The organism is Saccharomonospora iraqiensis subsp. paurometabolica YIM 90007, from assembly GCF_000231035.2.
Lineage (GTDB): Bacteria > Actinomycetota > Actinomycetes > Mycobacteriales > Pseudonocardiaceae > Saccharomonospora > Saccharomonospora paurometabolica.
Window position 1 is genome coordinate 1,779 of record NZ_KI912194.1, and the last position, 2,132, is coordinate 3,910.

Sequence of the window (2,132 nt, forward strand, 5' to 3'; positions counted from 1 at the left end):
TCCGTGCGCGGCACCGGTGTGCGCGCGCCCGGAACGGGCGTGACGGCACCACGGCACGCCGCCGACCCGTTCGAGGTGGGCCGGGACTACGGCACGCGCTGGTGCCGCCGGGCCCTGCCGGAGGAGTACGACGAGATCGCACCGGACCGTCCGCGCATCGCCGCCGCGATCGACCGGGACCTGCTCCGGACCGCGGAACGCCGGGGTGTGGACACCTGGTCCGACGAGCGGGCCAAGTTCGCGGTGCGCGACGGCTTCTGGCGCGGTGTGGATTTCGTGCGGGACCTCGACGAGGTCGGCAGCGAACGTGGCGACGACCCCGCCCCCGGGGGTGGGGACCGTCCGGACGGGGACGCGGACGGCTGAGCCCGTCCGCCCCGGCGCGTCAGTGCAGCGCGACCGTCAGCAGCATCGCCGCGTCGGTGACGGCGTGCACGGAGTGCCGTTCCGGAGGGAGGGTGGCGAGGTCACCGTCGGAGAGCTGCCACTGCCTGCTCGGGGTGCGCAGCAGCACCGTGCCCGAGAGCACGTGCAGCGTGCCCGCGCTCGGGGAGTCGTGCTCGGCCAGTTCCGTCTCGGCGGTCATCGCGATCAGGGTGCTGCGCAGCGTGGTGCCGGACACCAGCGTGCGGGCCGTCCGGTGGGAGTGGGCCGCCCGCGCCTCGTCGAGCAGTTCGGTGGCCAGCGCGCCGGTCGCGGTGACGGTGGAGTGGTCGGTCACGGTGTTCGCTCCCATCCTCGGTGCGGTGCTGGTGTCCGTCACCGTAGCCCGGCCCGTCCCGACACGGGAGAGGCCCTCGGCGTCACGCCCGGTCGGCACCGCGGTGCCCGTCCCCGCGGTCCGGCCGCCTGCCCCGGGTGGCAGCGGGGCCGGGACGAAGTGCCCTTGTCCCGGTCGGGGCGGAAATCCTTGACTGGGGTCAGGGCGCGCCCGTTCGGCGCCGCCCACGTGGAGAGAACGGGGGCAGACCGTGCAGCACCAAGCGAAGTGGACGATGGAGATCGCCGTCGACGAACACGACGACCGTACCCGGGCCGAGGCGACCCTGCGCACCGATTCCGGGTCCACCAGGCGGGGTATGGGCGTGGCACGACGCAACCCGCGGGACGCCGACGTCCCCGAGATCGGGGACGAACTCGCGGTCGCGCGCGCACTGGCCGACCTGTCGCACCAGTTGATCGAGGCGACCGCCGAGGACATCGAATCGGTGACCCACCAGCCCGCCCACCTGGCCGAGTAGGGACCCGTGCCCGCGGAGGGCACACGCCCGGGATCCGGCCGGTGACCGACGGAGACAGGTCCCCGGTTCGGGTTGTGCCCCGCCACCGTCGGGTAATCACCCCGGAAGCCGTACGGCACCGACACGGGTGACCGCCGGACGGGTCGGGATCGGAACCCGGTCCGGTCGGCCCGGGCCCGGTCCGTGCCGGTGACCTCGCCGAGGACACCGTCGGGGGGAGGGACCCATGTCGACGAGCCACACCCGCGACCCGGCCGAGCTGGCGGCCCAACAGCTGGCCGCCGTGGTCATCGCCGCGCTGCGCCCGGACACCGCCTCGGACGACCGGGGGCCCGATCCCCGGATGATCGGTCTGGCGGTGCGCAGGCTCGGTGACGAGTTCGGTGCGCTGCTGCGCGGATTCGAATCGGCCACCGACGAGCGGGCGGTGGACAGCGCCGTCGACCGGGCCGCGCGCCTGGCGACCCACATCATGCTCTCCGGGCAGCCGCACGCCGACCGCACCACGGACGGGACCCGCGTACACGTCACGGACGCCGTATGACCGAGGTCGACGCACCGGCCGGCTGGGAGACCGAGCTGTTCGGGCAGGCTCTCGCCTCGGCGCCGTCCGTGCTCAACACCCAGCCCTGGACGCTGCGCGTGCGGCCCGACCGGGTCGAACTGAGCGAGCGCACCGACGTGGTGCTGCCGTTCCACGACCCCACGGGCCGGGACCGCACCATCTCGTGCGGGGCCGCCGCGGTGAACCTGGAGCTGGCGCTGCGGGCCGTGGGCCGTTCGGTCCGGCGGACGCTGGCGCCCGAGCCGGAGGAACCCACCCTGCGCGTCCGGTTCGACCTCGTCGGCCGGGCAGACCCGACGGCGACCGAACGCGCGCTGCATGCCGCC

General features: G+C 74.6%; 4 protein-coding genes and 1 pseudogene. 4 read left to right on the forward strand and 1 reads right to left on the reverse strand.

Annotation, left to right across the window (positions count from 1 at the left end; genetic code table 11):
• Positions 1–366: hypothetical protein (locus SACPADRAFT_RS0201795; RefSeq protein WP_007027381.1), on the forward strand; the 366-nt coding region annotated here is incomplete at its 5' end.
• Between the two features lie 19 nt (positions 367–385).
• Here SACPADRAFT_RS0201795 and SACPADRAFT_RS0201800 read toward each other — a convergent pair.
• Complete coding sequence (locus SACPADRAFT_RS0201800; protein ID WP_007027382.1) at positions 386–721, reverse strand: cupin domain-containing protein; 336 nt, start codon at positions 719–721, stop codon at positions 386–388.
• A 274-nt stretch (positions 722–995) separates the two neighbouring features.
• Here SACPADRAFT_RS0201800 and SACPADRAFT_RS0201805 point away from each other — a divergent pair, with 274 nt between their 5' ends.
• The 3 genes and pseudogenes from SACPADRAFT_RS0201805 to SACPADRAFT_RS31955 form a co-directional block, all read left to right on the forward strand.
• The gene (locus SACPADRAFT_RS0201805; protein WP_007027383.1) at positions 996–1,241 is read left to right on the forward strand and encodes a DUF1876 domain-containing protein; all 246 of its coding nucleotides are present in this window, start codon (positions 996–998) and stop codon (positions 1,239–1,241) included.
• Between the two features lie 226 nt (positions 1,242–1,467).
• The gene (locus SACPADRAFT_RS0201810; protein ID WP_007027384.1) at positions 1,468–1,785 is read left to right on the forward strand and encodes a hypothetical protein; all 318 of its coding nucleotides are present in this window, start codon (positions 1,468–1,470) and stop codon (positions 1,783–1,785) included.
• Positions 1,782–2,132: pseudogene (locus tag SACPADRAFT_RS31955) on the forward strand (Acg family FMN-binding oxidoreductase); the annotation flags it as partial. The gene SACPADRAFT_RS0201810 and the pseudogene SACPADRAFT_RS31955, both read left to right, overlap by 4 nt.

Coding starts and splice junctions, on each gene's coding strand:
- SACPADRAFT_RS0201805 (WP_007027383.1), top strand. CDS start 996: ATGGAGATCGCCGTCGACGAACACGACGACCGTACCCGGGCCGAGGCG.
- SACPADRAFT_RS0201810 (WP_007027384.1), top strand. CDS start 1,468: ATGTCGACGAGCCACACCCGCGACCCGGCCGAGCTGGCGGCCCAACAG.